Source organism: Mycolicibacter engbaekii, from assembly GCF_002101585.1.
GTDB classification, from domain to species: Bacteria; Actinomycetota; Actinomycetes; order Mycobacteriales; family Mycobacteriaceae; genus Mycobacterium; species Mycobacterium engbaekii.
The window spans coordinates 102,166-123,965 of sequence record NZ_LQOT01000040.1; the positions used below are offsets into that span (position 1 = coordinate 102,166).

At 69.0% G+C, this 21,800-nt stretch carries 20 protein-coding genes; 11 read left to right on the forward strand and 9 right to left on the reverse strand.

The genetic code is table 11. The features are described from left to right. The first annotated feature begins 19 nt into the window (after positions 1–19). From AWC02_RS11780 to AWC02_RS11810, 7 genes are all read left to right on the forward strand, one after another. The gene (locus AWC02_RS11780; RefSeq protein ID WP_085128937.1) at positions 20–2,347 is read left to right on the forward strand and encodes a hypothetical protein; all 2,328 of its coding nucleotides are present in this window, start codon (positions 20–22) and stop codon (positions 2,345–2,347) included. After that, positions 2,344–5,748, forward strand: a complete 3,405-nt coding sequence (gene murJ, locus AWC02_RS11785; protein ID WP_237160439.1) for a murein biosynthesis integral membrane protein MurJ — start codon at positions 2,344–2,346, stop codon at positions 5,746–5,748. The genes AWC02_RS11780 and murJ overlap by 4 nt, the downstream gene beginning before the upstream one ends. A gap of 90 nt (positions 5,749–5,838) precedes the next feature. Beyond that, positions 5,839–6,411 (forward strand): RNA polymerase sigma factor SigM, encoded by a 573-nt coding sequence (sigM, locus tag AWC02_RS11790; protein WP_085128938.1) that lies wholly within the window; start codon positions 5,839–5,841, stop codon positions 6,409–6,411. 75 nt (positions 6,412–6,486) lie between these two features. Continuing rightward, positions 6,487–6,996: a hypothetical protein gene (locus tag AWC02_RS11795; protein WP_207568047.1), complete on the forward strand. Its 510-nt coding sequence runs from the start codon at positions 6,487–6,489 to the stop codon at positions 6,994–6,996. Positions 6,997–7,081: 85 nt separating this feature from the next. Beyond that, positions 7,082–8,083, forward strand: a complete 1,002-nt coding sequence (gene trxB, locus AWC02_RS11800; RefSeq protein WP_085128939.1) for a thioredoxin-disulfide reductase — start codon at positions 7,082–7,084, stop codon at positions 8,081–8,083. Next, positions 8,080–8,409 (forward strand): thioredoxin, encoded by a 330-nt coding sequence (trxA, locus tag AWC02_RS11805; RefSeq protein ID WP_085128940.1) that lies wholly within the window; start codon positions 8,080–8,082, stop codon positions 8,407–8,409. The genes trxB and trxA overlap by 4 nt, the downstream gene beginning before the upstream one ends. Before the next feature lie 167 nt (positions 8,410–8,576). Next, positions 8,577–9,797 carry an N-acetylmuramoyl-L-alanine amidase gene (locus AWC02_RS11810; RefSeq protein WP_085128941.1) on the forward strand — a complete coding sequence of 407 codons (1,221 nt, stop codon included), beginning with the start codon at positions 8,577–8,579 and terminating at the stop codon, positions 9,795–9,797. A gap of 1 nt (position 9,798) precedes the next feature. On the opposite strand, the gene AWC02_RS11815 is transcribed toward AWC02_RS11810, so the two are convergent. The 9 genes from AWC02_RS11815 to rpmH form a co-directional block, all read right to left on the reverse strand. Further along, entirely contained in the window at positions 9,799–10,536 is a 738-nt protein-coding gene (locus AWC02_RS11815) for an acetyltransferase (RefSeq protein WP_085128942.1), read from the reverse strand. Positions 10,537–10,760: 224 nt separating this feature from the next. Further along, positions 10,761–11,759 carry a ParB/RepB/Spo0J family partition protein gene (locus AWC02_RS11820; RefSeq protein ID WP_085128943.1) on the reverse strand — a complete coding sequence of 333 codons (999 nt, stop codon included), beginning with the start codon at positions 11,757–11,759 and terminating at the stop codon, positions 10,761–10,763. 69 nt (positions 11,760–11,828) lie between these two features. Next, complete coding sequence (locus AWC02_RS11825; protein ID WP_085128944.1) at positions 11,829–12,833, reverse strand: ParA family protein; 1,005 nt, start codon at positions 12,831–12,833, stop codon at positions 11,829–11,831. After that, entirely contained in the window at positions 12,830–13,546 is a 717-nt protein-coding gene (gene rsmG, locus AWC02_RS11830) for a 16S rRNA (guanine(527)-N(7))-methyltransferase RsmG (RefSeq protein WP_085128945.1), read from the reverse strand. The genes AWC02_RS11825 and rsmG overlap by 4 nt, the downstream gene beginning before the upstream one ends. 71 nt (positions 13,547–13,617) lie before the next feature. After that, positions 13,618–14,172: a Jag family protein gene (locus AWC02_RS11835; RefSeq protein WP_046314997.1), complete on the reverse strand. Its 555-nt coding sequence runs from the start codon at positions 14,170–14,172 to the stop codon at positions 13,618–13,620. 56 nt (positions 14,173–14,228) lie between these two features. Further along, a complete protein-coding gene (gene yidC / locus AWC02_RS11840) occupies positions 14,229–15,254 on the reverse strand; it encodes a membrane protein insertase YidC (RefSeq protein WP_237160441.1) in 1,026 nt (341 codons plus the stop codon). A 43-nt stretch (positions 15,255–15,297) separates the two neighbouring features. Further along, the gene (gene yidD / locus AWC02_RS11845) at positions 15,298–15,612 is read right to left on the reverse strand and encodes a membrane protein insertion efficiency factor YidD (RefSeq protein ID WP_082109478.1); all 315 of its coding nucleotides are present in this window, start codon (positions 15,610–15,612) and stop codon (positions 15,298–15,300) included. After that, entirely contained in the window at positions 15,612–15,995 is a 384-nt protein-coding gene (gene rnpA / locus AWC02_RS11850) for a ribonuclease P protein component (protein WP_085128947.1), read from the reverse strand. The genes yidD and rnpA overlap by 1 nt, the downstream gene beginning before the upstream one ends. A 17-nt stretch (positions 15,996–16,012) precedes the next feature. Continuing rightward, complete coding sequence (gene rpmH / locus AWC02_RS11855; protein WP_082109479.1) at positions 16,013–16,156, reverse strand: 50S ribosomal protein L34; 144 nt, start codon at positions 16,154–16,156, stop codon at positions 16,013–16,015. A 618-nt stretch (positions 16,157–16,774) separates the two neighbouring features. Here rpmH and dnaA point away from each other — a divergent pair. The 4 genes from dnaA to AWC02_RS11875 all read left to right on the forward strand — a co-directional run bounded on the left by dnaA (position 16,775) and on the right by AWC02_RS11875 (position 21,736). After that, positions 16,775–18,241: a chromosomal replication initiator protein DnaA gene (gene dnaA, locus AWC02_RS11860; protein WP_085128948.1), complete on the forward strand. Its 1,467-nt coding sequence runs from the start codon at positions 16,775–16,777 to the stop codon at positions 18,239–18,241. A gap of 534 nt (positions 18,242–18,775) precedes the next feature. After that, the gene (gene dnaN / locus AWC02_RS11865; RefSeq protein WP_085128949.1) at positions 18,776–19,972 is read left to right on the forward strand and encodes a DNA polymerase III subunit beta; all 1,197 of its coding nucleotides are present in this window, start codon (positions 18,776–18,778) and stop codon (positions 19,970–19,972) included. A gap of 28 nt (positions 19,973–20,000) precedes the next feature. Continuing rightward, on the forward strand, positions 20,001–21,161 hold the full coding sequence (recF, locus tag AWC02_RS11870; RefSeq protein WP_085128950.1) for a DNA replication/repair protein RecF: 1,161 nt from the start codon (positions 20,001–20,003) through the stop codon (positions 21,159–21,161). Then, on the forward strand, positions 21,158–21,736 hold the full coding sequence (locus AWC02_RS11875) for a DUF721 family protein (protein ID WP_085128951.1): 579 nt from the start codon (positions 21,158–21,160) through the stop codon (positions 21,734–21,736). Before recF ends, AWC02_RS11875 begins: the two co-directional genes overlap by 4 nt. The last annotated feature ends 64 nt before the right edge of the window (positions 21,737–21,800 follow it).

Below are 21,800 nucleotides of genomic sequence, written 5' to 3' on the forward strand. Positions count from 1 at the left end.
GTTGGCAGCCCTCCCGGCGATGATCGCCGCGCTCCTGATGACTCTCGGCACGGCACTGTGCACCGCCGGACCGCATTCGGCGACCGGCGAACCCGACGTCGCGCCGTTCGTCCAGATCCGCGTCGACCGCGTCACCCCGGACATCGTCACCACCTCCAGCGCCCCGCTGGTCACGGTCGCGGGCACGGTGACCAATGTCGGCGACCGGCCGGTCCGCGACGTCATGGTGCGCCTGGAGCAGGCCGGCGCCGTCGCTTCGTCGGCCGGGCTGCGCACCGCCCTCACCGGTGCCCATGACCAATACCGTCCGGTCGGGCCGTTCAGCACCGTGGCCGCAGAACTGCAGCGCGGGCAGGAAGCCCGCTTCACGCTGTCCGCCCCACTGCGTTCGGCCAGCCAGCCGGCCCTGGGTGTCGACCTTCCGGGCATTTATCCGGTGCTGGTGAACGTCAACGGCACGCCCGACTACGGCACGCCGACCCGGCTCGACGACGCCCGGTTCCTGCTGCCGGTGACCGGTCTGCCCAAAACCGACCCGGACTCCGATGGCGTCGCCGGGACGGTCCCGCCCGACATCTCCCACCCGGTGCGGCTCACCATGTTCTGGCCGCTGGCCGATCGGCCCCGGCTGACCCCGGGGGCACCCGGGGGCACCCGGCCGGTGCGGCTCACCGACGACGACCTGGCGGCGTCGCTGGCGCCCGGCGGTCGCCTGGAGGCGCTGCTGTCGGCGGCCGAGTTCGCCACCAGCCCGGCGGTCGACGCCAACGGGGTGGTCAACCGGGCGTTATGCCTGGCCGTCGACCCGGACCTGCTGGTGACGGTCAACGCGATGACCGACGGCTACGTGGTCGCCGACTCCCCCGAGAGCACGGCCTCGCATCCGGGCAGCGGCCGCGACGCCGCCCGGTCCTGGCTGGAAAGGCTGCGGCGGCTGGCGCAGCGCACCTGTGTCGCGGCCACCCCCTACGCGCAGGCCGACCTGGACGCCTTGGCGCGGGTGGGCGACGCCCGGCTGGCGGCGATAGCGGTGGCCAAGCCGGCCGACATCGTCGACCGCATCCTGCAGGTGAGCTCGACCCGCGGTGCGGTCCTGCTCGGCGACGGCCGGCTGACGGCGGCTTCGGCGGACCTGATCGGCACGCAGGGCGACGCGGTGGTGGTCGCTGCCGGTGACTGTTCGGCCCGCGAGTCCGGCGTCACCGCCGACGTCACGCCGCGGCGGTTGTCCCCACAGTTGGTCTTCTCGCCGTATGACCCCGCCGTCGGCGCGGCGCTGGCCGCCGTGGGCACCGAACCGGCCACGCCCAGCTATCTGGACGGTTCGCTGACGGTGCGGCTGCACCACGACTCGGCGCTGGCCCGTCGCCAGGACGCGCTCGGCTCGATGCTGTGGCGCGCGCTGGAATCCCCCGAGGACCCTGCCGCGCCGCGCAACGAGATTCTGATGCCGCCGGCCTACTGGAAGCCCCGCGCCGATGACGCGCGAGCGGTGCTGAGCACCTTGGCCACCGCCTTGCGGTCCGGGCTGGCGGTGGCCCGGCCTCTGACCGCCCTGATCGCCGAGTCGCGCGACGTCACCGCCCCGCCCGCGGGCCCGCTGCCGGCCCAGCAACCGGCCGGCGGCTTCGGGCCGGAGGTCGTAGGCATGGTGGCCGGCGACATCGCCCGGCTGTGGGGCTTGACCTCGGCGTTGACCACCGACGCCCGCACCGGGCTGACCGGTGAGGCCTACACGGCCCCGCTCGCCGAGGGCATGTTGCGGGCCCTGACCCAGACCGAACCGGTCAATGCCCGCAACGGCCTGGCCGCGCAGCGGCTGGGGGTCATCGGCACCACCGTCGCCGACCTGATCGGCGGGGTCACCATCGTCCATCCCGCCGACTCCTACACCCTGGCCACCGAGCACAGCCCGCTGCCGCTGGCGCTGCGCAACGACCTGGCGGTCCCGATCCGGGTTCGGCTGCACGTCGACGCCCCGCCCGGGATGTCGGTCACCGATGTCGGCGAGTTGGAGCTGCCGCCGGGATATCTGCCGCTGCGGGTTCCAGTCGAGGTACGCGTCAACCAGCACTTCGTGGTCGATGCCGCGCTGCAGACCCCCGACGGGCTGCCCCTGGGCGAGTCGGTGCGGCTGTCAGTGCACTCCAACGCCTACGGCATGGTGCTGTTCCTGTTCACCATGACCGCGGCGGCGGCGCTCACGGTGCTGACCGGGCGACGGCTGTGGCACCGTTTCCGCGGCCAGCCCGACCGCGCCGACCTGGACCGGCCCGAGCCGCTCCCGGACCAGCCGCCTGCCGCCGAGCCGGCGCGGGTGCCCGCAGATGACGGCGGAGACCGGTGAGCACGCCCGCATCGCAACCGGCCCGCCCCGAGCTCAGCGACGCCGCGGTGGTGTCGCGCTCCTGGGGGATGGCACTGGCCACGCTGGTCAGCCGGATCACCGGATTCGTTCGGGTGGTGCTGCTGGCGGCGATCCTGGGCGCGGCGTTGTCGAGCGCCTTCTCGGTGGCCAACCAGCTGCCGAATCAGATCGCCGCGCTGGTGCTGGAGGCGACCTTCACCGCGATCTTCGTGCCGGTGCTGGCCCGCGCCGAACGTGACGACGCCGACGGCGGCGCGGCGTTCGTCCGCCGGCTGGTCACGCTGGCCACCGCGCTGCTGCTGGCCACCACCGTGATCTCGGTGGCGGCCGCCCCGCTGCTGGTCCGGCTGATGCTCGGTGGTGACCCGCAGGTCAACGAGGCGCTGACCATCGCATTCGCGTATCTGCTTCTGCCGCAGGTGATCTGTTACGGGTTGTCTTCGGTGTTCATGGCGATCCTGAACACCCGCAACATTTTTGGGCCGCCGGCCTGGGCGCCGGTGGTCAACAACGTGGTCGCGATCGCCACGTTGGTGCTCTACCTGCTGGTGCCGGGCGAACTGTCGGTGGACCCGGTGCGGATGGGCAACGCCAAGCTGCTGGTGCTCGGGGTCGGCACCACGGCCGGCGTCGTCGCCCAAACCGTCGTCCTGCTGGTGGCGATCCGGCGCGAGCACATCAGCCTGCGCCCGCTGTGGGGAATCGACGACCGCCTCAAGCGCTTCGGCACGATGGCCTCGGCCATGGTGCTCTATGTCCTGATCAGCCAGATCGGACTGGTGGTCACCAACCAGATCGCCAGCACGGCGGCTGCCTCCGGGCCGGCGATCTACTACTACGCCTGGCTGCTGCTGCAGTTGCCGTTCGGCATGATCGGCGTGACGGTGCTGACCGTGGTGATGCCCCGGTTGAGCCGCAACGCCGCCGCCGGCGACGACCCCGCGGTGCTGGCCGATCTGTCGCTGGCCACGCGGCTGATGATGATCACCCTGATCCCGATCGTGGCCGTGATGACCGTCGCCGGCCCGGCGATCGGCAGCGCCCTGTTCGCCTACGGCAACTTCGGCAACGTCGACGCGGGATACCTGGGCGCCGCCGTCGCCATGTCGGCGTTCACGCTGATCCCCTACGCCATGGTGCTGCTGCAGTTGCGGGTCTTCTACGCGCGCGAACAACCGTGGACGCCGATCGCCATCATCGTGGTGATCACCGCGGTGAAGATCGGTGCCTCCGTCCTGGCCCCGCACCTGACCAGCGATCCGGACCTCGTCGCCGCCTACCTGGGGCTGGCCAACGGCCTGGGCTTTACCGCTGGGGCCGTCGTCGGACACCTGCTGCTGCGCCGCTCCCTGCGGCCGCCCGCCCGCCCCGGCATGCCCGCCGGGCACTGGCGACTGCTGGGGCCGGACGTGATCCGCACCGTGCTGGTGACGTTGACCGCCTCCCTGGCTGCCGGCCTGGTGGCCGAGGTGACCGATCGAGTGCTGGGCCTGCAGGCGCTGACCGACCACGGCGCCGGGGGCTCGATGCTGCGCCTGCTGGTGCTGACGCTGGTGATGTTGCCGATCATCGGGGCGGTCATGGTGCGCGCCGGGGTGCCCGAAGCCGTGGCCGCACTGGCCGCGGTCCGCCGGCGGATGGGTTCACGGGCGCCGCAGGCCGGCGCGCCGAACCCGCCTGCTCGCGATCTCGACGTCCCGTACGCTGAGCACAACTGTTTGCCCACAGTCGGCGGGGATGTGACAAACAATCCCGCCGCACACATGCCTGCGGAGCACATCGCCGGAGGCAGGACACCGAAAGGTGCGGAGGTGACCAACATTCCTTCGGAGGGGGCGGGGCCTCGGGCCGCGTCGAGGACCGTTGCTCCGCAGGCTGCCCAGCGGGCCGCCGAGGCCCCCGGGCCGGCCAGCAACGACAGCTTGCTGACCCCGGGGCTGAGCGTCGCCGGCGGTCGCTACCGGCTGCTGGTACGGCACGGCGGCACGCCGGTGCTGCAGTTCTGGCAGGCGCTGGACACCGCGCTGGACCGGCAGGTGGCGCTGACGTTCGTCGACCCGAACCAGACCATGCCCGACGACCAGCTCACCGGTGTGCTCACGCGAACCCAGCGGCTCAGTCAGATCGACGCACCCGGAATCGCCCGGGTGCTCGACGTGGTGCGCGTCGGTGCGGGCGGACTGGTGGTCTCCGAATGGGTGCGGGGCGCCTCCCTGCAGGAAGTCGCGGGTACGGCGCCGTCACCGGTCGGCGCGGGCCGCGCGATCCGATCGCTGGCCAGCGCCGCCGAGGCCGCCCACCACAACGGCGTGGCCCTGTCCATCGACAACCCGGCGCGGGTGCGGGTCAGCATCGACGGCGACGTCACCCTGGCCTTCCCCGCCACCCTGCCCGACACCAAACCCGAGGACGACATTCGCGGCATCGGGGCCACCCTCTACGCGCTGCTGGTCAACCGGTGGCCGCTGGCCGACGCCGGGACGGGTTCCGAAGGCGGCCTGCAACCGGCCGACCGCGACGAGAACGGCAACCCGATCCCGCCGGACGCGATCAACCCCGACATCCCCTTCCAGATCTCGGCGGCCGCCAGTCATGCCATCGCGCCCGACGGCGGGATCCGCGGCGCGTCGACGCTGTCGAACCTGCTGCAGCAGGCCACGGCCCTGCACGAACAGACCGAGCTGCTGGGCCCGGTCGCCGACGAGCCGCCCCGGCCGGCGCCCGCGCCGCCGGACGACCAGACACGCGCCGACCGGCGCCGCCGGGTGCTGATCGGACTGGGCATCGGTGGCGCCGTCATCCTGGTGGCGCTGCTGGTGCTGGCCTCGGTGCTCAACCGCATCTTCGGCGACGTCAACGGGTTGGACAAGACCGAACTGGGCCTGAGCAGCCCGTCGGCGTCGGCCCTGCCCGGCGCAGCCGGGCCGAGTGGCGTGGTGAAGCCCATCCAGGCGACGGTGTTCTCCCCCGGCGGCGAGGCCGACCGGCCCCAGGACGCCGGGCTGGCAATCGACGGGAACCCGGCCACCGCCTGGTCCACCGACACCTATTCCGATCCCGTGCCCTTCCCGAACTTCAAGAACGGGGTGGGCCTGATCCTGCAGCTGCCCAGCCCCACGGTGATCGGCAGCGTCTCGCTGAACGTGTCCAGCACCGGCACCCGCGTCGAGCTGCGGTCCGCATCGACACCCAAGCCGGCGCGGCTGGAGGACACCACCCTGCTGGCGCCTGCGAAGACGCTGCACCCGGGTTCCAACAAGATCACCGCCGACTCGGCCGCCCCGACATCGAACCTGCTGGTCTGGATCACCACGATGGGCAACACCGGTGGGGAGAGCCGCACGCAGATCTCCGAGATCACCGTGCAGGCGGCGTCCTAGCCGGTCGCCGTGCGCGCCCCCACCCGGGGCCTGTGCACAAGGCGATCGGGTGAAGTACCGACCGGGTCGCCGCTGATTACTGTCCGGCCCATGGGCCACCCGGAGCGCAGTGACGCCGAACTTCTGGCCGCGCATGTCGCCGGCGACCCGTACGCCTTCGGTGAGCTCTACGGGCGCCACCATCGGCGGCTGCGCCGCCTGGCCCGGCTCACCACCGGCTGCCCCGAGGAGGCCGAGGACGCCCTGCAGGAGGCGATGCTCTCGGCGCACCGGGCGGCCGGGTCGTTTCGCCACCACGCCGCCGTGGGCAGCTGGCTGCACCGCATCGTGGTCAACGCCTGCCTGGACCGGCTGCGCCGCCGCCCCGTGACCCACATCGAACTGCTCGCCGGCCACGCCACCGTCGGCGATCGCACCGCACAGGTCGATACCGCGCTGCTGGTCCGTGCCGCGTTGCGCCGGCTGCCGGCCGCCCAGCGGGCCGCGGTGATCGCGGTGGACATGCACGGCTATTCGGTGGCCGACGCCGCGCAGGTGTTCGGGGTGGCTCCGGGAACGGTCAAGAGTCGCTGCGCCCGCGGACGGGCCCGGCTGGCCGCGCTGCTGGAACGGTCCGCCCCCCTGGGCCCGGCGCTGCGGTGCGCAGGCCCGGCGGGCGGATAACCTTGGCGCCCGAGGGGGTCAGCAGGTCGGCGCGCGATGGTGCGCGACGACACCACAACGAGCGGAAGCCGCGGCATGCCAGTCGATGCGGGCGAGGAACAGCCCCGGGGCCACAGTGGGCCACCGGCGCACTCCAGCCGGCCCCTGCCCCAGTTCAACCGGATCGCCGCCTGGGCCGGCGGCACCGCCGCGGTGCTCGCCATCGGGCTCGGCACGGCCGCCTTGGTCCGGTCCCCCGGCGACACCTCCAGCGGGCGCCGTTCGTTCGACGCCATCACGGTGGAGTCCGCACCCACCGCGGTCCTGCCGCTGTCGGAACCGGAGCTCCTCGAACTGCTGGACCGCCGCCCCGAGTACGGCCCGCTCACCGATCCGGCGCGCCGGGCGGGCTGCCTGACCGGTCTGGGCTATCCGGCTTCCACCCCGGTGCTGGGCGCCCGCGAGATCACCATCAATGGTCGCCCTGCGGTGGTGCTGCTGCTTGCGGGTACAACACCCGGCACGATCAACGCGCTGGCGGTGGCACCGCAATGCAGTGCGGCCGACACCGGGCTGCTGGCCGACACCACCGTGCGGCGCCCCTAGACCCGGCCCCAGCGGTTCGGGAACAATCGCCGCCTACGCTGACGTTGCAAGCCCGTGAAACCCGATCCCAGCGGAAAGGCCATCGATGTCTGAGACACCCTCCACCCACCAGGTGATCATCATCGGCTCGGGTCCGGCCGGGTACACCGCCGCGATCTACGCCGCCCGCGCGCAGCTGGCCCCGGTGGTGTTCGAGGGCACCGCGTTCGGCGGCGCCTTGATGACCACCACCGAAGTGGAGAACTTCCCCGGCTTCCGCAACGGAATCATGGGCCCGGAGTTGATGGACGAGATGCGCGAGCAGGCCCTGCGCTTCGGCGCCGACCTGCGGATGGAGGACATCGAGTCGGTCGATCTGGAGGGGCCGGTCAAGACCGTCGTCACCGCCGACGGCGAGACCCTGCACGCCCGGGCCGTCATCTTGGCCATGGGCGCGGCCGCCCGCTACCTCAACATCCCCGGCGAGCAGGAGCTGCTGGGCCGCGGGGTGAGCTCGTGTGCCACCTGCGACGGCTTCTTCTTCCGTGACCAGGACATCGCCGTGATCGGCGGCGGTGACTCGGCGATGGAGGAGGCCACCTTCTTGACCCGCTTCGCCCGCAGCGTGACGCTGGTGCACCGCCGCGACGAGTTCCGGGCCTCGAAGATCATGCTCGCCCGGGCCCGCGAGAACGACAAGATCCGATTCCTGACCAACAGCGTTCCGGTCGCGGTGGAAGGCGAGCAGACCGTGACCGGCCTGCGGGTGCGCGACACCCTCAGCGGTGCGGAGACCACCCTGCCGGTGACCGGTGTGTTCGTCGCGATCGGCCACGACCCCCGCTCGGCGCTGGTGCGTGACACCGTTGAGCTGGACGCGGACGGCTACGTGCTGGTCCAGCAGCCCGGCACGCGCACCTCGGTGGAGGGCGTGTTCGCGGCCGGCGATCTGGTGGACCGCACCTACCGGCAGGCGATCACCGCCGCCGGAACGGGCTGCGCGGCCGCCATCGACGCCGAACGCTGGCTGGCAGAATCGCATGACGACACCGACGCAGCAGATGCCCACGACACCGGTACCGAGACCCTGACGGGAGCACCACGATGACCGACCACAGCACGGTAACCGTCTCCGACGCCACCTTCGCCGCCGATGTGCTGGCCAGCACCACACCGGTGCTGGTGGACTTCTGGGCGACCTGGTGCGGTCCCTGCAAGATGGTGGCCCCGGTGCTCGAGGAGATCGCCGCCGAGCAGGCCGGCCAGCTCACCGTCGCCAAACTCGACGTGGACGCCAACCCCAACACCGCGCGGGACTTCAACGTGGTGTCGATCCCCACCCTGATCCTGTTCAAGGACGGCCAGCCGGTGAAGCGGATCGTCGGCGCCAAGGGCAAGGCCGCCCTGCTGCGGGAGCTCGCCGACGCCACATAGCGACGTCGGGCACTGTCCGGCCGGCTTGTGAGGCTGCGCTCTGTAGGCCCGTTTGTGGCCGCTCCGTTTTCGAAATTTGCCCTGGGATCTGAGACAATTCTGGCTAACCTGCTGGCAACATCAGCGGCGGCTCCAGTGCCAACAGCGACAACCGGAGGGTCTCAGTAATGTCGGGTCGGCATCGCGGCGCCCAGGAGGGCCTGCGTCGTGGCGACCGTAGCGGCGCGGTGGTGGAGATCCGGGCGGCGCTTGCCGCCCTGGGCCTGGTGGACAGCCCCGACGCGGACCTGAGCACCGGCAAGCACGTGGCGCTCGACGTCTTCGACGCCGAACTCGACCAGGCGGTGCGGGCCTTCCAGCAACAGCGCGGTCTGCTTGTCGACGGGGTGATCGGCGAGGCCACCTACCGGGCACTCAAAGAAGCGTCCTACCGCCTGGGCGCACGCATTCTCAATCACCAGTTCGGGGCTCCGATGTACGGCGACGATGTCGCCACGCTGCAGGCCCGGCTGCAGGATCTGGGTTTCTACACCGGTCTGGTGGACGGCTATTTCGGCATCCAGACCCACAACGCCCTGATGTCCTACCAGCGTGAGTACGGCCTGTACGCCGACGGCATCTGCGGGCCGGAGACGTTGCGCTCCTTGAACTTCCTGGCTTCCCGGGTGAGTGGCGGTTCGCCGCACGCGATCCGGGAAGAGGAACTGGTGCGACGCTCGGGCCCCCGGCTTTCCGGGAAGCGGATCGTGATCGACCCGGGCCGCGGCGGCCGGGACCACGGGCTGATCACCCAGACGCCGTCGGGTCCGATCAGTGAAGCAGACATCTTGTGGGACTTGGCAAGTCGTTTGGAAGGCCGGATGACGGCCATCGGGATGGACACTTTCCTGTCCCGCCCCAGTGGCCGCAATCCCTCCGACGCCGAGCGCGCAGCCACCGCCAACGCCGTGGGCGCCGACCTCATGATCAGTCTGCGCTGTGGCACCCACGTCAGCCCGGCGGCCAACGGGGTGGCGTCTTTCCACTTCGGCAACTCGCATGGTTCGGTGTCCACCATCGGCCGTAACCTTGCCGACTTCATTCAGCGAGAGATCGTGGCCCGCACCGGGTTACAAGACTGCCGCGCGCACGGCCGGACATGGGACCTGCTGCGGCTGACCCGGATGCCCACCGTCGAGGTGGACGTCGGCTACATCACCAGCCCGGGTGATCGCGCCATGCTGGCCTCCCCCGCCACCCGCGACGCCATCGCCGAAGGCATCCTGGCCGCGGTCAAGCGGCTGTATCTACTCGGCAAGAACGACCGGCCCACCGGAACCTTCACCTTCGCCGAGTTGCTGGCCCACGAGCTGTCGGTGGAGCGGACCGGCCAACTCGGCGGTTCCTGACCTAAACCGCACTCCCCGACGCCGGCGCACACGCACCGATCGGTGCCTCGAGCCGCGCGCTTTCCAGCAACCGCTCGAGCGCGGCTTCCACTTCCGCCTTCCAACCCAGGCCCTTGTCGAGTTCCAAGCGCAACCGGGGAAAGTACCGGTGCGGCGCCACCACGGTGAAGCCGACGTCGGTCAGGAACTCCGCGGCGATGATGCAGTGTTCGACGGAGCAGTCGCCGACCGCTTCGAGCACCGGCGCCACGTCGGGCGGTGCGCTCGCGGTGTCCAGCAGCTCCGAGGCCTCCGGTGTCCGGCCGAAGGCCTCCAGTGCGCGGACCCCTCGGCGCATCAGCTCCTCGACCACCCGGGAGATCAGTTCCCGCGGCAGCCCGTCGGCCAGCGGAGCCGGATCGACCCCGATCGATGTCAGGAGCACCGCGTCGGCGGAAACCGGCCCGGTGGGAAACCGGTGCGCCCGCGGGACGGCGCGCGGGGGCGCGTAGAGCGCGTAGCCCAGACATGGCGGGTCCGCGATGCCGCGGGCGGCGGCCGAGGGGGTGGCCACCTGGCCGCAGGTCCCCCACTCCAGCATCACCATCGACAGCCAGGCTTCCTTCTCGAACTCCGGGTCCGACAGGTGCTCGTCGCCGCGGAGGGTCGCCGGATCCACCTCCCAGAAGACGCAGCGCCGTGCGTGCTTGGGAAGCTGCTCGAAACCCTCCAGCTTCAGGGGTGCGATTCGGACAGACACTGGACTCCCGGTCTCAACCCGCGCTGTCGCCCACGACAGCCCTTTAAGGATAGGAGGGACGAGCCGCCGGATGCCACCCTCGGTGCCATTTGGCGGGCCGACCCCTGGAAAAATCGAAAGCTACTGTCGTTCAACATCATTGGAAGCCACCTCGGTTCCGGGATCGCCGTACCGTCACAGTGACGTAACGGCCCGGTAGCCCTGGACGTTGGCTGATCACGGCCTTAAGAGGTTTTCCGGTCCATCATCTCGACGATGCGCTGCAAGTCGTCGACCGACCCGAATTCGACCACAATCTTGCCCTTGCGCTTGCCCAGACTGACCATCACCCGGGTGTCGAAGGTCGTCGACAGCCGCTCGGCGATGTCCTGCAGGCCGGGCATCTGGATCGGCTTGCGCCGCGGCGCGACCGGGTTCGCGGGTCCCGCACGGTTGGCCAGGGTGACGGCCTCCTCGGTGGCGCGCACCGACAGCCCCTCGGCCACGATCCTCGCCGCGAGCTCCTCCTGCGCCTCGGCTCCCCCCTCCAGGGAGAGCAGCGCCCGCGCGTGCCCGGCTGACAGCACCCCGGCGGCGACTCTGCGCTGCACCGCGATGGGCAGCCGCAGCAGCCGGATCATGTTCGTCACCAAGGGACGAGAGCGTCCGATGCGGGTCGCCAACTCGTCGTGGGTGACCCCGAACTCGTCCAGCAATTGCTGGTAGGCCGCCGCCTCTTCCAAGGGGTTGAGCTGAACGCGGTGGATGTTCTCCAGCAGCGCGTCGCGCAGGAGGTTGTCGTCCTCGGTCTCCCGCACGATCGCGGGGATGGTTTCCAGGCCGGCCTGTTGCGACGCCCGCCAGCGCCGCTCCCCCATCACCAACTGGTAGCGCGACGAGCCCGGTATCTCCCGCACCACGATCGGCTGCATCAGGCCGAATTCGCGGATGGAATGCACCAGTTCCGCAAGCGCCTCGTCGTCGAACACCTGCCGGGGCTGGCGCGGGTTGGGCTCGATGTCGGCCGGCCTGATCTCCCGGTAGACCGCCCCCACATCCGGCGCGGCCGCCGGCGGTGCGGTGCCCAGGCCGCCAAGCACGACGTCGGCAGCCGCATCGCCCATACGCGGACCCAGGCCCGCCGCCCGGTCCCCCGGTGCGTCGCTGCCCTCGCCCGGCCCCGTCGGGATCAGCGAGGCCAGGCCGCGGCCCAGGCCGCCTTTCTTACGCGACGGTCCGGTCATCGGTGGCGCTCCTCCCTCTCCCTGTGCCCACGGTGGCTGACTTCTTGGCGGCTCGGGCCGCTGGGCGGGTCACTGCCGGCCCCCGTCGTGTCCGTCCGCCAGATCCCGCTCGACCAATTCCCGGCTGGCGTCCAGGTAGCTCATGGCTCCCCGCGAGCCGGGGTCGTACTCGATGATCGTCATGCTGTATCCCGGCGCCTCCGAGACCTTGACACTGCGCGGGATCACCGTGCGCAGCACCCGGTCTCCGAAGTAGCGGCGGACCTCGTCGGCAACTTGATCCGCCAGTTTGGTTCGCCCGTCGTACATGGTCAGCAGCACGGTGGTCACCGCCAACCGCGGGTTGAGGTGTGCCTTGACCATCTCGATGTTGCGCATCAACTGGGAGACCCCCTCCAGTGCGTAGTACTCGCACTGGATGGGGATCAGCACCTCCGGCGCCGCGACCAACGCGTTGACGGTCAGCAGGCCCAGAGAAGGCGGGCAGTCGATGAAGACGTAGTCGAAGTCGAAGCGGTCCAGGTCTGCCAGGGCGTTGCGGAGCCGGTTCTCCCGCGCCACCATGCTCACCAGTTCGATCTCCGCGCCGGCCAGATCGATGGTGGCGGGAATGCAGTACAGCAGTTCGTTGTGCGGGCTCTGCTGCAGCGCGGAGGCCGCCGGGATCGCGCCGATCAACACTTCGTAGGAGGACGGCGTGCCGGACTTCCGGTCCGCGATGCCCAGGGCGGTGCTGGCGTTCCCCTGCGGGTCGAGATCGATCACCAGCGTCTTGATGCCCTGGACCGCCAGGGCGGACGCGAGGTTGACGGCCGTGGTGGTCTTGCCGACGCCGCCCTTCTGGTTGGCGACGGTGAACACCCGCCGACGCCGCGGCCGGGGCAGCCGGTTGTTGGTGTGCAGCACCTGCATGGCGCGTTCGGCGGCCGCCCCGATCGGGGTGTCGACGAAGTCCGACGATGTTTCACGTGAAACCGCGGCGGCCGATGTTTCACGTGAAACCGCGGCGGGCGCGGGCCCGGCGGCCTTCGCGGAGGGACGTGGCGTGACATCCGGCGGGACTGGTCTGCTCATATCTGCCTCCTGGTTCCCCGTCGCGTCGCGCCCCTTCGAGCCCGGGTGGGCTCGCCCCGCAGCGCCACCACTACGGTCGCGGGCGGGGTTAAATAGTTCACGCCACATCTCACCACCCTTACGTCCTTCGCGCCTAGTCCCGCCATGGTGGCACGGTGCTCGTCCACCTCGGCTTGGGCTCGCTCCCCCTTCATCGCGAGCATTCGGCCCCCGCCGCGCAACAACGGAAAGCTCCATCGGCTGATCTTGTCTAGGCTCGCAACCGCCCGCGACAAAACCGCGTCGCGGTCGCCGGCCTCGTCCCGAACGGATCGCTCCTCGGCCCGGCCGCGGACGACGTCGACGTTCGCCAGCTCGAGCTCTGCGACGGCCTCACGGAGAAATTCGCTGCGCCGCAGCAGTGGCTCCACCAACGTCACCGTGACATCGGGGCGCGCGATCGCCACCGGGATTCCCGGCAACCCGGCGCCGCTCCCGATGTCCGCCACACGCTCGCCGGCCTCAAGGAGCTCGCCGACCGCCGCGCAGTTCAGCAGATGCCGGTCCCACAACCGTTCCACTTCGCGGGGACCGATCAGCCCGCGTTCGACACCGGCTCCCGCCAGCAGACCCGCGTAACGGCGAGCGAGGGGCAGGCGGTCGCCGAAGACCTCGGCCGCCTCCGGGGATGGTTCCGGTGCCGGTGCTCCCTCGACATGTTTCACGTGAAACATTCCTCCGGCTTCCCGGGAATGAACCGCGGGCAGGGAATCACACGGATGTGATTCCCTGCCCTGAAGTCTTGTCAGTCGCGCCGAACCACGACCCGGCGCGACGGCTCGACACCCTGACTCTCGCTGTGCACGCCGGCAACGGCGGCCACCGCATCGTGGACGATCTTACGTTCGAACGGGCTCATCGGGGCCAGTTCCTCATCGGCTCCGGTCTCCAAGACCCGCCGCGCCACCTCGTCGCCGAGTGCGGTCAGGTCGTCCCGCCGCCGGCGCCGCCACCCGGCGATGTCGAGCATCAGCCTGCTGCGCTCGCCGGTCTTCTGGTGCACCGCCAAGCGGGTCAGCTCCTGCAGCGCGTCGAGCACCTCGCCCTTGCGCCCCACCAGCTTGGTCAGGTCCGCGCCGCCATCGATGCTCACCACCGCACGGCGGCCTTCCACATCGAGGTCGATGTCGCCGTCGAAGTCCAGGAGGTCGAGCAGCTCCTCCAAGTAGTCACCGGCGATCTCCCCTTCGGCCACCAGGCGGTCCTCCAGGTCCACCGCGGGGGCGGCGTTACCCTCCTGGGCCTCGGTCTCCGGCGTCGCCTCGCGCTCCGTGGTGTCCGAATCCGTCGTGTCAGTCATCTCGTCTCCCTCCGTGTCCGGCGGCTCATCTGCACCGGTTGGCTTGTTGCGGCGGTTTACCGCTTGCGTTTCTTCGGCTTGGCACCTGCGCCGGGACGTCCGCCCCGCGCGGCGGGGCGGCCCGGGTTGCGTTTCACCGCATCCGCGCCCCCACCGGCTTTCGGCTCGGGCGCATCGGACTCAGGCGCTTCGGCTTCAAGGGCATCGGCTGTTGCCGCCCGGGCCGCCCGCTTGGGCTTGGCTCCGGGAGCCGGAGCGTTGGCGGCACGGCGGCGCAGCGCCTCTTCCTTCTTGGCCTCGTCTTCCTTGGCGATCAACCCGAAGACGTAGTGCTGCTGAGCGAAGGTCCAGATGTTGTTGGAGAACCAGTACAGGATGATCGCCAGGGGCAGGAACGGGCCGCCGACCACCACGCCGAGCGGGAACACGTACAGCGCCAGCTTGTTCATCATCGCGGTCTGCGGGTTCGCCGCGGCTTCCGGACTCTGCCGTGCCACCGAGGCCCGGCTGTTGAAGTAGGTGGCGATGCCGGCCGCGAGCATGATCGGCACCCCGACGGCGATCACCGACACCCGGTTGAATTCGGCGAAGGCGTCCAGGCCGGTCCGCTGAATCATCGTCGCGCCCAGCGGTGCCCCGAACAGGTTTGCGTCCAGGAAGTTGCCCACGTCCTCGGCGCTGAAGAAGTAGTTGCCCAGCTGACGGTTCAGATCCGGCGACAGGCCGAGCTGGCCGATCCCGGTGCTGGTGCGGTTGAACGACCGCAGCACATGGAACAGGCCCAGGAACACCGGCACCTGAGCCAGCATCGGCAGGCAACCCAGGATGGGGTTGAAGCCGTGCTCACGCTGCAGCTTCTGCATCTCCAGCGCCATCTTCTGGCGGTCCTTGCCGTACTTCTTCTGCAAGGCCTTGATCTGGGGTTGCAGCTCCTGCATCTGCCGGGTGGTCCGGATCTGCTTGACGAACGGCTTGTACAGCAGGGCCCGCAGCGTGAACACCAGGAACACCACCGACAGGGCCCAGGTGAAGAAGTTCGCCGGCCCCAGCAGAAGGCTAAAAGCCTTGTACCACAACCACATAATGCCCGACACCGGGTAGTAAACGTAGTCCAGGCTGCCCGGATCAAAGGACACCGTATTCACCCTCCGCTCGTTCTTGAGAGGCGTTCTCGCCAGGGCAGCAGCCCTCGCCAGCGCCCTGGGAGCGCTCGGGAATAGGGTCCCAACCGCCTTGATGCCACGGCCCGCACTTGGCCAGCCGTACCACTGCCAACCAGCTTCCCCGAATCAGCCCATATTCGCTCAGGGCGTCCACCGCATATTGGCTGCAGGTCGGCATGAATCGGCAGCTCGGCAGACGCAGCGGGGAGACCATGTTGCGGTACAGCTGGATGAGGAAGATCAGTCCGCGCACCGGCGCCACCGCGATCCCGTGCATCAGCGCACCGCCCCGGCCGTCCGGCGGATCGATTGCAGGCCGGCGCGCAGCTGGGCACCCAGCGTCGCCGAAGTCGCATCCCTGCTGCCGGGCAATGCCCGGATCACCAGCCGCTCGTCGGGTTGCAGCTCTGCCAACAGCGTGCGGGCGACATGGCGCAGACGCCGCGCCACCTGGTGCCGCTCGACAGCGGACCCGACCGTCTTGGCGATGATCAAGCCCACCTGGGGCGGAGTTGCGGTGGCGGCATCCGGCGTCGACGTCTCGGTAGGTTCGGTCCGCCGGTCATAGATCACCAGGTCGGGCTGTACTGCCCGTCGGCCATATTTGACCGTCGCACCGAAGTCGGCCGATCGTCTCATCCGGTGTTGAGCCGGGAGCACCGCCGAACTGCCTGTGCTCAGGCAGTCAGCGAGCTACGGCCCTTGCGACGCCGGGCGGTGACGATGGCCCGGCCGGCACGGGTCCGCATCCGCAGGCGGAACCCGTGGACACGGGCCCGACGACGGTTGTTGGGCTGGAAGGTCCGCTTGCCCTTGGCCACGGCACACTCTCCTTGTTGCGTCTTGCGTCGCGCCTGCCCGACACACCGGAATCCCGTTGTGCCTGCCGCACGCGACGCACTCGGTAAGCTCGGTGAACTTCTGCGTCTTGCTCGTAACCGGCGCGGGCTCCGGCCAATGGCCGATCGCTGCCGTATCGCCGACGTTCGGGCGACTGTTCGAGGGTACTGATGCTGCTTCGCCGGGTCAAACCCTGCCCTCTGGCATGCCCGGCCGCCAGATCGGCCCGACATTTAAGCGACCCAATATTCACAGTGGTCACACGCGTATCGACTCGCCTCGCGATAGCGATTTTCCTTTGAATCATCTGACTGAAAGGAGTAGTCCTACACCCCGAAACCTGTTAACTTGCTTGCCAGCGCCGTTTCGCTTACCGGAGCGGTTTTCGACCACGAACCGAAGATCAAGAAGCGGATCACGCTTCAGATATCGCGTCTGTTGTCTGGAGTATCCGTTGCTGAGCAACCGGCCCAGGGGGCCTCACCGCGGAATGCGCACCTCATCCACATCTGTGGATAACTGTGTGGATAGCATGTCCCGGTACGGCACCCGCGCACCACGGTGCCAACCGGACGGCGTCGAACCAGGGGGATGGGGCTTTGAGTGAGGACCCCGGATCTGCGTTCCTCAGTCTCTGGGACGAGGTAGTAGCCGAACTCAACGGCGACGCGCCCTCATCCAACGGTTCCGCACCGGCACTGACTCCCCAGCAGAAGGCCTGGCTCAAACTGGTCCACCCGCTGGCCATCGTCGAGGGCTTTGCGCTGCTGGCGGTTCCGAACAGTTTCGTGCAGAACGAGATCGAACGGCATCTGCGCACCCAGATCACCGACGCGCTGTGCCGGCGCCTGGGCCACGAGGTCGAACTCGGTGTTCGGATCTCGCCGCAGCCGGTCGAGGATGCGCCCGTTGCCGGATCCGACACCGGCACAGACACCCGTGCCGACGACGATGACGACGACACCACCGACGTCGAATACGACTGGCCGAACTACTTCACCGAACGACCCAGCGACGACTCCCCGACCGCTGACGGGGCCAGCCTCAACCGGCGTTACACCTTCGACACGTTCGTCATCGGTACCTCCAACCGCTTCGCGCACGCCGCCGCGCTGGCCATTGCCGAAGCCCCGGCCCGCGCCTACAACCCCCTGTTCATCTGGGGTGAGTCCGGGCTGGGCAAGACCCACCTGCTGCACGCGGCCGGCAACTACACCCAGCGGCTCTTCCCCGGAATGCGCGTCAAGTACGTCTCCACCGAAGAGTTCACCAACGACTTCATCAACTCGCTTCGCGACGACCGCAAGGTTGCGTTCAAGCGCAGCTACCGCGATATCGATGTGCTGCTCGTCGACGACATCCAGTTCATCGAGGGTAAAGAAGGTATCCAGGAGGAGTTCTTCCATACCTTCAACACCCTGCACAACGCCAACAAGCAGATTGTGATCACGTCCGACCGCGCGCCCAAACAGCTCGCCACCCTCGAGGATCGGCTGCGGACCCGATTCGAATGGGGATTGATCACCGACGTTCAGCCACCGGACCTCGAGACCCGGATCGCCATTTTGCGCAAGAAGGCCCAGATGGACCGCCTTGATGTGCCCGGCGACGTGCTCGAACTCATCGCCACCAGCATCGAACGCAATATTCGCGAACTCGAAGGTGCGCTGATCCGCGTCACGGCGTTCGCCTCCCTGAACAAGACCCCGATCGACCGGGCCCTTGCCGAGATCGTGCTGCGCGACCTGATCGCCGACGCCAGCACCATGCAGATCAGCGCCGCGATCATCATGGCCGTCATCGCCGAGTACTTCGACACCTCCGTGGAGGAACTGCGCGGCCCGGGCAAAACCCGTCCCCTGGCCCAGTCGCGCCAGATCGCCATGTATCTGTGCCGCGAACTGACCGACCTGTCGCTCCCGAAGATCGGGCAGGCTTTCGGCCGCGACCACACCACCGTGATGTACGCCGAGCGCAAGATCCGCGGCGAGATGGCCGAGCGTCGTGAGGTCTTCGATCAAGTCAAAGAGCTCACCACCCGGATCCGGCAACGCGCCAAGCGCTGATTTGCCCGTTCTCGTCGCCTCCGCTGACAAAAAACTTTGGACCCTTCCGTACCAGCTGTCACGGTCGGAGCCTGTGGATACCTCTGCGGACAACATGTCCACCGTCGGCCCACTGATCCCCGGTAACTACACAACGGCGCCGTCATCCACAGTCGCGCCGCCGGCGCCGGGCGTGTCATTCACCGCTCCTCCCCAGCCCGCCGCCCCCGCCCAGCAGCGCCGATGCCACGCTGTGCCCACTATCCACAGGACTTACTACTAATACTGGGAGTTATCCCTTGTTTCTCTTTCAAAACAGGTCGTTGGGGATTCAGTGTCGGCGGGCCTGTTCACAACGGGTGTGACATCGATGCGAGCACGTCCCTGCCGGGTGCACCAACTGTCGATGTTTAACTTTCAAGAAGGCCCGCCAGGCTCTACGGTTGTGGCCTACCGCTCTATCGCTTCGGCATGGGGCGTTACACGGCCGCGGGTGGGAGTGTTCACCAGCCAGGCGCAAGGTAGAGCTCGATATCGGGATGACGAGAGGACGCTATGGACGCGGCGACCACGAACGCGGGTCTGACCGACTTGAAGTTCCGCCTGGACCGGGATGACTTCGCTGATGCGGTGGCGTGGGTAGCGAAATCCCTGCCGGCTCGGCCCACCGTGCCGCTGCTGGCCGGAGTGCTGCTGACCGGCACCGACAATGGACTCACCGTGTCCGGATTCGACTACGAAGTGTCCGCCGAAGTTCAGTTGGCCGCTGAAATCGCTTCTCCCGGTGCTGTTTTGGTCTCCGGTCGGTTGTTGTCCGATATCACCAGGGCGCTGCCCGCCAAGCCGGTCGAAGTCAGTGTCGAGTCCACCCGGGTGGCGTTGACCTGTGGAAATTCGCGATTCTCGCTGCCCACGATGACGGTCGAGGATTACCCCACTCTGCCGACCTTGCCCGAGGAGACCGGCGTGTTGTCGGCCGATGTGTTCTCCGAGGCCATCAGCCAGGTGGCCGTTGCCGCCGGCCGCGACGACACCTTGCCGATGCTGACCGGTATCCGCGTCGAAATTTCCGGTAACACAGTTGTTTTGGCTGCTACCGACCGGTTCCGGCTGGCGGTGCGCGAGCTGAACTGGTCGGCCGCGCCGGGTACCGAAGCCGCGGTGCTGGTTCCGGCCAAGACCCTGGCCGAAGCGGCCAAGGCCAGCACCGACGGCAACGAGGTGCACCTGGCCCTGGGGGCCGGCTCGGCAGTGGGCAACGAAGGTCTGCTGGGCATCACCAGTGGTGGAAAGCGCAGCACAACCCGGCTGCTCGACGCCGAGTTCCCGAAATTTCGCCAACTGCTGCCCGCCGAACACCTGGCCGTCGCCACGATCGGTGTGGCCGAGCTCACCGAGGCCATCAAGCGTGTGGCCCTGGTCGCCGACCGCGGTGCCCAGGTGCGCATGGAACTCTCCGAGGGCACGCTGCGGCTGTCGGCCGGTGCCGAGGACGTGGGCCGCGCCGAGGAAGATCTGCCGATCGACTTCGTGGGCGAACCGTTGACGATCGCGTTCAACCCCACCTACCTCACGGACGGCCTGAGCTCGCTGCACAGCGAGAAGGTGTCGATGGGCTTCACCGATCCGAAGAAACCGGCAGTGCTGCGCCCGGCCGGCGCCGACGACCCGGCGCTGATCGGCGCCGGCCCGTTCCCGGCGGTGCCCTCGGATTACGTATACCTGTTGATGCCGGTTCGCCTGCCCGGCTGATTCGGCGACGGGAGGGGTTGGTTTCTCGGTGTATGTCCGCCATCTGGGCCTACGGGATTTCCGGTCCTGGGCGCACGTCGATCTGGAATTGGAACCGGGTGCGACGGTGCTGGTCGGACCCAACGGCTTCGGGAAGACCAATCTCGTTGAAGCACTGTGGTATTCATCCACGTTAGGCTCGCATCGGGTGGCAACCGACGCACCTCTGATCCGGTCGGGCGCTACGCGCGCCGTGGTCTCGACCATCGTGGTCAACGAGGGCCGCGAACTGGCTGTCGACCTGGAGATCGCCGCCGGTCGGGCCAACAAGGTGCGGCTGAACCGGGCACCGGTGCGTCATGCCCGCGAGGTGGTGGGTGTCTTGCGTGCCGTGTTGTTCGCCCCCGAAGACCTGGCCCTGGTGCGCGGAGACCCCGGCGAGCGTCGTCGCTATCTCGACGAACTCGCCAGTGTGCGCCGCCCGCGGATTGCCGGGGTGCGCGCGGACTACGACAAAGTGCTGCGCCAGCGCACCGCACTGCTCAAGAGCGCGCCGGGTGCGCTGCACCGCGGCGACCGGGCGGTGCTCGACACCCTCGATGTGTGGGATTCCCAGCTGGCGCTGCACGGCGCCGAACTCATGGCCGCGCGTATCGAGCTGGTCAATCAGCTGGCGCCCGAAGTCGAAAAGGCCTACCAACTCCTGGCACCCGGAACCCGCACCGCCGCGGTGGCCTACCGGCCGAAACTCGAGGTGAACCTCGGCGAGAACCTTCTGACTCCGGCCGACCTGCAAGAGGCATTGCTGGCCGAGCTGGCCCGCCGGCGCAGCGCCGAACTGGACCGCGGCGTGTGCCTGGTCGGTCCGCACCGCGACGAGTTGGAGCTGCGCCTGGGCGAAAGCCCGGTGAAAGGCTTTGCCAGCCATGGGGAGTCATGGTCGATGGCGCTGGCTCTGCGGTTGGCCTCGTATGAGCTGCTGCGTGGCGAAGGCGCAGAACCCGTCCTCTTACTCGACGATGTCTTCGCCGAATTGGACACCGCACGGCGCCGCGCGCTGGCCGGTGTGGCCGCCGGGGCTGAACAGGTCTTGATCACCGCGGCCGTGGCCGACGACATCCCGGCGGACTGGCAGGCGCGTCAGATCCGCATCGAGGTCACCGAAGGCGATGAGGGCAGGGTGTCCGGGTTGATCGGACAGGTCCAATGACCGCCGACGAGCAGACGCCGGAGGACTCGGCGGTGCTGCCGCCGGCGCACCTGGCCGGGCTCAAGGGAATGGATCTGGTGCGCCGGACCCTTGCCGAAGCCCGCGAAGCGGCCCGCAGCCAGGGCAAAGACGTCGGTCAAGGCCGCCGCGCGCCGCTGCGCCGCAGCTCGTCGGGCCCCGGTGGAGGCCGGCGCAGCTGGTCCGGGCCCGGGCCCGATGTTCGCGATCCGCAGGTACTGGGCGCGGCCACCCGTGACCTGGCACAGTCTCGGGGATGGTCGGCCCAGGTTGCCGAGGGCACCGTGGTCGGCCAGTGGCGCTCGGTGGTCGGCGAGGACATCGCCTCGCACGCGACACCGACGCGGCTGGCCGACGGGGTGCTCAGCGTCTCCGCCGAATCCACCGCCTGGGCCACCCAGTTACGCCTGGTCCAGGCCCAATTGCTGGCCAAGATCGCCGCCGCGGTGGGCGACGGCGTGGTCAAGACCTTGAAGATCACCGGGCCGACCGCGCCCTCGTGGCGCAAGGGTCCGTTGCACGTTTCGGGCCGCGGCCCGCGCGATACCTACGGCTGAGACCAAGTCCGAATCAGCGGCCTGAGCGCCGCTACAAGCAAAAAATTGGCTTCGGCCAGCGGCC

Coding starts and splice junctions, on each gene's coding strand:
- sigM (WP_085128938.1), top strand. CDS start 5,839: ATGGGCCACCCGGAGCGCAGTGACGCCGAACTTCTGGCCGCGCATGTC.
- AWC02_RS11875 (WP_085128951.1), top strand. CDS start 21,158: ATGACCGCCGACGAGCAGACGCCGGAGGACTCGGCGGTGCTGCCGCCG.
- dnaN (WP_085128949.1), top strand. CDS start 18,776: ATGGACGCGGCGACCACGAACGCGGGTCTGACCGACTTGAAGTTCCGC.
- trxA (WP_085128940.1), top strand. CDS start 8,080: ATGACCGACCACAGCACGGTAACCGTCTCCGACGCCACCTTCGCCGCC.
- AWC02_RS11820 (WP_085128943.1), bottom strand. CDS start 11,759: ATGACCGGACCGTCGCGTAAGAAAGGCGGCCTGGGCCGCGGCCTGGCC.
- AWC02_RS11795 (WP_207568047.1), top strand. CDS start 6,487: ATGCCAGTCGATGCGGGCGAGGAACAGCCCCGGGGCCACAGTGGGCCA.
- AWC02_RS11780 (WP_085128937.1), top strand. CDS start 20: ATGATCGCCGCGCTCCTGATGACTCTCGGCACGGCACTGTGCACCGCC.
- yidC (WP_237160441.1), bottom strand. CDS start 15,254: ATGTGGTTGTGGTACAAGGCTTTTAGCCTTCTGCTGGGGCCGGCGAAC.
- rsmG (WP_085128945.1), bottom strand. CDS start 13,546: ATGTTTCACGTGAAACATGTCGAGGGAGCACCGGCACCGGAACCATCC.
- trxB (WP_085128939.1), top strand. CDS start 7,082: ATGTCTGAGACACCCTCCACCCACCAGGTGATCATCATCGGCTCGGGT.
- AWC02_RS11835 (WP_046314997.1), bottom strand. CDS start 14,172: ATGACTGACACGACGGATTCGGACACCACGGAGCGCGAGGCGACGCCG.
- AWC02_RS11825 (WP_085128944.1), bottom strand. CDS start 12,833: ATGAGCAGACCAGTCCCGCCGGATGTCACGCCACGTCCCTCCGCGAAG.
- AWC02_RS11810 (WP_085128941.1), top strand. CDS start 8,577: ATGTCGGGTCGGCATCGCGGCGCCCAGGAGGGCCTGCGTCGTGGCGAC.
- yidD (WP_082109478.1), bottom strand. CDS start 15,612: ATGCACGGGATCGCGGTGGCGCCGGTGCGCGGACTGATCTTCCTCATC.